This is a genomic window from Wolbachia endosymbiont of Drosophila tristis (assembly GCF_028981745.1).
GTDB lineage: Bacteria > Pseudomonadota > Alphaproteobacteria > Rickettsiales > Anaplasmataceae > Wolbachia > Wolbachia pipientis.
Window position 1 is genome coordinate 1 of sequence record NZ_JAPQLN010000100.1, and the last position, 6456, is coordinate 6456.

A 6456-nucleotide genomic window follows, 5' to 3' on the forward strand; every position below is an offset into this window, starting at 1 on the left:
TTTTTCTTCTACTATATTTTGTAATTTCATAATTCATTTTCTCAAAAATTCCCTGCTTCTTCCATTGCCTGAACTGCTCATACACAGTCTTCCATAGCGGAAAATCATTTGGTAAATACCGCCATTGACACCCTGTACGCAATACATAGAAAATTGCTTCTAATATTTCTCTTTTGCTATACTTTGGCGGCCTTCCTCCTTTCTTGTATGATACTCTGAAGTGTTTTTCTATTCTTGCCCATTCCCTTTCGCTTAGATCTGTTGGATACTTTTTTCTCATCTTTACCCCGTACTAAAATTTCAGATATTATAGCCTTTTACTTGTTTCCGGACAACCTCTTACGTTTTGTGGAATAACATTTGAGGAATACAGAGGACAAGCAACTGATCCTGAAGGAACCGTGAGAAGATTTATTGAGAAAGATACAGGTCACTGTTTTCCACTTGGTACAGCAAGCACATTTACTACTTACTTTGCGCCAGCGGACTTTAATGAAACGGTAAATACACTAGGACAACCGCTCTATGCAAAACAAGAGCCAAGAAGATTTGATAGAGGGACTGACCTTCATACCCAATCAAACCCTCTACCAATGTGCCATCGCCCAGGTATACTTGTAAAACTTGCTGCATAACAGGTGAGGTAAAGCTAAGTGCAGATTGTTTTTAATACCCCGAACAGGAAGCATTATATCAACTAAAGAATAAAAAGCAACTAAAAAATTATGTTTAGAGATATTAAAAGATTATTTGCAGATTGTTTTGCACATCTAGGGCAGCAAGCGTTGTATGAATCAAAGAATAAGTCATATATGGTGCAAATATTAAAACAACAGCCAGATAAATTATACGAGATTGGTGAAGGACAATTTGTAGGGGAGATATTGATTTTGGAGGTGAGTATATTCGATGTATTGCAGCCAGTAGTAGATACCGTCTTGCAAGTCAACAAAAAAATTACAAAAATTGTTCAAGCTGTATCATAAAATTAAAAAATACTTCCAATTCACATTTTGTGTAACGGTACACAGATTATAGTTAGTGAATATGTTGATAAGTAAATTTCCGCTTTTTTGTACGTATAAAATTAATTTACTTATCAACATATTCACTAACCAGTTACAAAATTTGTGTAAGATACTATTTTACATAATTGGAGCGTTTTTTGATTTTAAAGCACTAAACTTTCAGCCAAACTCCTAGCTCTGTAGTTTTTGATATGATCTGGATCAAAAGCCTTCTTTGACCTTAAAACACCAAAAACAATATGGAGTAACTTACGCATTGCAGCTCCCACAATGGCCATGTTATGCTTGCCTTTCTCTTTTAACCTTTTGCAAAAAGTCATAATAGTAGGATTATGATTCTTAGCTACTATGGCAGGAAAGTACATTGCCTTACATAATGTTCGTGAACCGGATTTACTTAATCTGGGCTTGGCATGTACAGACGTACCTGACGTTATATTTCGTGGTATAGCTCCAGCATATGCTGCCAATTGCCTGGCATCCTTGAAAGCTTTTATGTTAGGAACTTCAGCCAAAATAGCTACTGCTGATTCTTCTCCTATTCCTGGAATGGTCAATAGAAGTTGAAAATTTTCCAACAATTCTTTGTGTTTATTTAATAGTTCACGTAAGGAGTTTTTTATTCTTTCTATTTTTTGTTTTATGTTCATTGCAAGGTCTTCCCAAGCATTTGCAACTTCTTTAGGCAGTCTCTCTTTTTTTTCTAAGTGGTTATTTACTAATGTCAATTCATCTTTTAACGCAGCCGAGCAACGATAAAGATGCTTTAATTTCTTTAACTCAGGAGAAGGTGGTGCCCAACGAATAGGTTCCTGTCTTTGGCAATAATCGGCAATTATCTCTGCATCAGTCTGATCATTCTTTTGTCGTATAAGCTTACTTTTTGCATAAAATCTTATACAAGCTGGATTAACAACACTCACAAAATGTCCAGTATTGTGTAGAAATTCAGCTAAGGCTTCACTATAACAACCAGTAGCTTCCATGCAGGCTTTTACTTGTTCTACATTATGCTTTTGTAGAAAGCTCAGTAAACCTTGAAACCCATGATCATTATTCTTGAAACTCCTTTTCCTGGTTTCACGTTTTCCTTTGTTGCTTATGAATGAAAGAGAAACATCAAAGCGATCTTTTGATATGTCTATACCCAAAAAGTTGTTGATCACATATAACTCCATACGTTACTATTAAAATGAAAAGTAAGGCTAACCTTGTGGATACAGAATTATAACCATTTAGGTCTTTCTACGATACCGTTCAGCCTATACTTTTGAGAAGGGAACTCTTGTCTACCACACAGATTTTATATCTAAGGAGATATTCAAAGTTCTTCCCTTCTCCACCTAATGCTTAAGCTTAAAACATCAGATGCTTTTGACAAGATACAAGGAGATATCTTTATTATTGATAAGCGTAAGTACAAAGTATATTCACCACCACTTAGGGACAATTCGGGAATGCTATGGAAAATTCAAGCGTCAGGGGTGTAGATGCGTATTAACATCGAAGTCACCGGTAGTATTATACAAAGTATAGATGCTGAAAGGAAAAAAGTGGAAAAAGCAACGGTGAGGGTACTAAACAAAACAGCACTATGGGTAAGGTCACAAACTGTCAAACAAGTTAGCGAAGAAAAACAAATACCAAAAAAAGCAATGAGAAAAAAGTTAAGTGTGGATAAAGCAAATAGAAAGCGCTTATGGTCAGTAGTAAAGCTCAGTTCGCAGTGGATAGGAGTAGCAAAACTTGGGAGTATAAAACAGACAAAGATAGGAGCAAAAGTAGGAAGCCGTACGTATGAAGGAGCATTTATAGCAACAATGAAAAATGGTCATATAGGAATCTTCAGACGAAGGTATACCACGTCTTTGCCAATAGATGAAATTAAAATAAATACCCATGCTCGGGAAACAATGAAAGAGTTAGTCTCTAATGAAGTAGAGAGAGTATTTGAGAAGTATTTTGACCATGAACTTAATTTTATTTAAGAGCGTATGTTTTGGAGAGATCTACATCAGAAGATTTGTAAAACGCTAAAAGAAGAAATCCCAGCAATACAAACGTGCGAAGTGTATCCAGCAATACGTAGGGAAATAATAGCGCCAGCAGCATTTGTAGAGCTTGCAAGTTTAGAACCAGGGAAAGATCCGGGGACTGAGGAATTAGTGTTGAGGGCAAGATTTGAGGTAAGAGTGGTAGTTGATGGAACAGTTGAGGATTCTCAGGTAGTGGTAAGGTCACTGGCAGCGGAAATTGCAAGGGTAGTGAATAAGAATACTTGGGACGTGGAAAATGTTTCAGCAGGTGAATTTATATCAGCAGGAGGGGATGATTTTAAACCAGAGTTGGATGCATATTTGGTGTGGTTGGTCGAATGGGTTCACGAGCTACATACAGGTCAATTAATGTGGTTAGAAACTGGTATCATACCACATACAATAAGTGTTGGCGAAAATGTTAGAGCATAATTTTGCAATTTCAGAGCTGAATAGGAAGTTAGCGAACATTATTCGTATAGGTCTAGTTAAAGAAGTAGATTATGAAAAAGCAAGAGTGCGAGTAAAAATAGGGGAATTTTTAACGGATTGGCTTCCGTGGGTAACGGCAAGAGCAGGAGAAGATAGAAGTTGGTTTGCGCCGAATATTGATGAGCAAGTAATAGTATTATCGCCATATGGAGAGTTGTCATTAGGGGTAGTATTACCAGCAATATATCAGGAGAAATATCCCCCTCCGGAGAATAAAAAGGAAATAAATAGTGTAAAATTTCAAGATGGGACAAAGTTATCATATGAGCAAGAAAAGCACCATCTTAAGATAGATGTAGTGGATAAAATAACGTTGAAAGTAGGAGAATCAAGTATGAAGATTACCAAGAGAGGCATAAAACTCAAAGCAAAGAGAATCGACCTTAATTAAGTATGGCTAAAGCTGTGGTTTGTATAGGGGATTATTGCAGTGGAATACCAGCACATGTTTGTATGAGTGGAAGCAGCGATGTTTTTGTAAACGGTAGATCTGTGTGTCGAAAAGGAGATATCTTAACTCTAGGGGAGAAACTAACTCAGGGATCAAATAGCGTATTTGTTAATGATATTGGCATAACAAGAACAGGTGACTTGGTATCGTGTGGTTTTCATGTGATGGGTGATAGCAAAAATGTATTTGCAGAATGAGAGGCATGAATGCTAGCACGGGAAAGGAATTGGAAGGATTAAACCATCTAAAGCAATCGATAGTTGACATACTGACCACGCCGATAGGATCACGTGTTATGCGAAGGGATTATGGGTCAAGACTACTTGAATTAGTAGATAAGCCAATTAATAGGGATTTAACTTTGGAAATCTATGCAGCAGTAGCAGAAGCTCTACAAAAGTTGGAGCAAAGATTTAAGTTAGAAAAAGTAAAAATTACAGAAGTGAAAGAAGGAAAGGTCAATATTTCATTAGATGGTATTTATCTACCAAATGGGAAAAATATTCATTTTGATGGGATTATGGTATAGAGATGGAGCAGCCAAATATTATCGAACCACTGAACTTTGAAGAGATTTTTTCCCGGATGAAAGAAGAATTAGTAAGTCGTGATGAAAGTTTTACGGCATTAGTAGAAAGTGACCCAGCAATAAAGATTTTAGAGGTAGCAGCATGGCGAGAACTTTTGCTGAGAGAAAGAATAAACGAAGCGGCAAGGAGCAACTTACTGAAGTTTGCAAGGGGGGAAGAACTTGATAATTTAGCTGAGTTTTATGGAGCAGAGAGGCAAGATGGAGAAGAAGATGAACGATTTAGAAAAAGAATCAAGGCAAAAATAAAAGGCTGGTCAACTGGAGGAAGTAAAGAACATTATCGATATCATGCACTCTCAGCAGATAGAAGAGTAAAGGATGCGCTGGTTGAATCAAAAGTGCCAGGGAGTGTAGAGATCTCGATTTTATCCACGGAGTTATCCACAAATGGCATAGCATCTGAAGAACTACTTGATATTGTAAGAAAGCGAGTCACCAGGGATGATATAAGGGTATTGACAGATACGATAACAGTAGTTGGTTGCAATATTATTGAAATAGATATCCACAGCAAAATTAGCATTAAAAGACCGGATATTATTGAAACGGTGAAGAAGAAATTTATCGAAAAATTTGAAGCAACGAAAAGATTGGGATGGAAGGTGACAAAATCATGGATCATAGCAAATCTATTTGTAGAAGGGGTAGAAAACGTGGAATTAATAGAGCCAAGAAAAGATGTTGTGGTACTGGGGAATGAGTGCGTTTGTTTAGGCAAGCTAGAAATCGAATTAATGGGCAAAAGCTAATGTTACTTCCACCTAATAGCACAAAAGAAGAAAGAGCCATAGTAGAGGCTATCGATTACAAAGTTGATCCAAGCAGGATAAAAGGATTTAAGTTTAATTCTAAAGATGAAATACTACCGTGGATAATAGAAGAATATGGATTGGGGGAAATTCTGCGTTGGGTAAAAGACAAAGGAAAGGCGATAAGAGAAGGAATAAAATTTCAAAGACTGCGTGGCACACCTGCCTCACTGAAAATAGCATTAAAGTGGGCAAATATAGAAGATATTACGATCATTGAAGAGCCACCCGGTAAACACTTTTTTGAGTTGCAGGTAGGGATAAGGGATGTTCCGAACGACTTCTTCGTGGATGCAGTAGTAGAACTAGCAAAACTATCATTGCCAGCAAGATCGAGGCTAATGAGGCTTTTCAATGACCACTATAATATTGGAAGATTTATTTTAGATGAAAGCTTTTTTGGCAGCTTATTATCAGACTACTCTGGTACAAAGATCGAAAAAGATGGACCAGTGTTATCATTTGGGAGAGTAAATTTTTTCAGGTCTAGTGGTCCAGTTGTTAGGATTATAGAGAACTATCTACGCAATCATTATGAACAAGCTTTGAGCAATGATATATATCGCCTAGATGTAGCAATACTTGGAGAAACCGAGCCTCATACTAAGAACTATAACGGTATTTATGAAAGGAATCATGTGTGGTATAACTTCAAAGCGCTATATCCGCTACCACAGAGCTTATTACCGGCAATTAAGTTTGCTAAGGCACAAATAGTATTATCAGATAGCTGGAACTTAGGAGAAATAAACGCGTGTTTTCCGGTTACGAGTGGAGAAGAGAAAGGAAGTAAATTTTTACTAAGAAGTGATAAACTATCTGAACAACTGTGGAATTTAAAACACAAGCCAATTTTAGAAAGGTTTAGCGTTACTCACCACTACAAAGTAGAAGATTTTACCAACCAAAAAGTTATAATATTTGGTGTGGCAGAGCACAATATTCATTTTGAAAGGGATTTAAATTCAGAGCAAAAGGATTCAATACATGAACCGGAAAATTACGTTTTAGTGTTTTACCCAGGCGTACTAACGTGGCACGAACATCG

11 protein-coding genes and 1 pseudogene are annotated in these 6456 nt (G+C 36.8%); 10 read left to right on the forward strand and 2 right to left on the reverse strand.

The window, feature by feature from the left end:
• On the reverse strand, positions 1-280 hold a 280-nt coding region (locus OZD64_RS04085), incomplete at its 3' end, for an IS5 family transposase (protein WP_044471353.1).
• A gap of 61 nt (positions 281-341) precedes the next feature.
• Here OZD64_RS04085 and OZD64_RS04090 point away from each other — a divergent pair.
• Positions 342-635 (forward strand): annotated as a pseudogene (locus tag OZD64_RS04090) (major capsid protein); the annotation flags it as partial.
• A 90-nt stretch (positions 636-725) separates the two neighbouring features.
• Positions 726-986 carry a head-tail joining protein gene (locus tag OZD64_RS04095; protein ID WP_274999351.1) on the forward strand — a complete coding sequence of 87 codons (261 nt, stop codon included), beginning with the start codon at positions 726-728 and terminating at the stop codon, positions 984-986.
• Between the two features lie 185 nt (positions 987-1171).
• Here the strand turns inward: OZD64_RS04095 and OZD64_RS04100 are convergent, their stop codons facing one another.
• The gene (locus OZD64_RS04100; RefSeq protein ID WP_070357039.1) at positions 1172-2194 is read right to left on the reverse strand and encodes an IS110 family RNA-guided transposase; all 1023 of its coding nucleotides are present in this window, start codon (positions 2192-2194) and stop codon (positions 1172-1174) included.
• A gap of 180 nt (positions 2195-2374) precedes the next feature.
• Here OZD64_RS04100 and OZD64_RS06875 point away from each other — a divergent pair, with 180 nt between their 5' ends.
• From OZD64_RS06875 to OZD64_RS04135, 8 genes are all read left to right on the forward strand, one after another.
• Positions 2375-2518 carry a head-tail joining protein gene (locus OZD64_RS06875; protein WP_010962478.1) on the forward strand — a complete coding sequence of 48 codons (144 nt, stop codon included), beginning with the start codon at positions 2375-2377 and terminating at the stop codon, positions 2516-2518.
• A complete protein-coding gene (locus OZD64_RS04105; protein WP_274999353.1) occupies positions 2519-3016 on the forward strand; it encodes a phage tail protein in 498 nt (165 codons plus the stop codon). It abuts the gene before it with no gap.
• A 6-nt stretch (positions 3017-3022) separates the two neighbouring features.
• The gene (locus tag OZD64_RS04110; protein ID WP_038198571.1) at positions 3023-3496 is read left to right on the forward strand and encodes a hypothetical protein; all 474 of its coding nucleotides are present in this window, start codon (positions 3023-3025) and stop codon (positions 3494-3496) included.
• Positions 3483-3947: a phage baseplate assembly protein V gene (locus OZD64_RS04115; RefSeq protein ID WP_015588920.1), complete on the forward strand. Its 465-nt coding sequence runs from the start codon at positions 3483-3485 to the stop codon at positions 3945-3947. The genes OZD64_RS04110 and OZD64_RS04115 overlap by 14 nt, the downstream gene beginning before the upstream one ends.
• A gap of 2 nt (positions 3948-3949) precedes the next feature.
• Positions 3950-4204 carry a PAAR domain-containing protein gene (locus OZD64_RS04120; RefSeq protein ID WP_010082109.1) on the forward strand — a complete coding sequence of 85 codons (255 nt, stop codon included), beginning with the start codon at positions 3950-3952 and terminating at the stop codon, positions 4202-4204.
• Positions 4201-4536 carry a GPW/gp25 family protein gene (locus OZD64_RS04125; RefSeq protein WP_015588922.1) on the forward strand — a complete coding sequence of 112 codons (336 nt, stop codon included), beginning with the start codon at positions 4201-4203 and terminating at the stop codon, positions 4534-4536. The genes OZD64_RS04120 and OZD64_RS04125 overlap by 4 nt, the downstream gene beginning before the upstream one ends.
• A 2-nt stretch (positions 4537-4538) precedes the next feature.
• Positions 4539-5348, forward strand: a complete 810-nt coding sequence (locus OZD64_RS04130) for a baseplate assembly protein (protein ID WP_010962482.1) — start codon at positions 4539-4541, stop codon at positions 5346-5348.
• A partial coding sequence (locus tag OZD64_RS04135; protein WP_274999356.1) for a phage tail protein occupies positions 5348-6456 on the forward strand: 1109 nt, incomplete at its 3' end. The genes OZD64_RS04130 and OZD64_RS04135, both read left to right, overlap by 1 nt.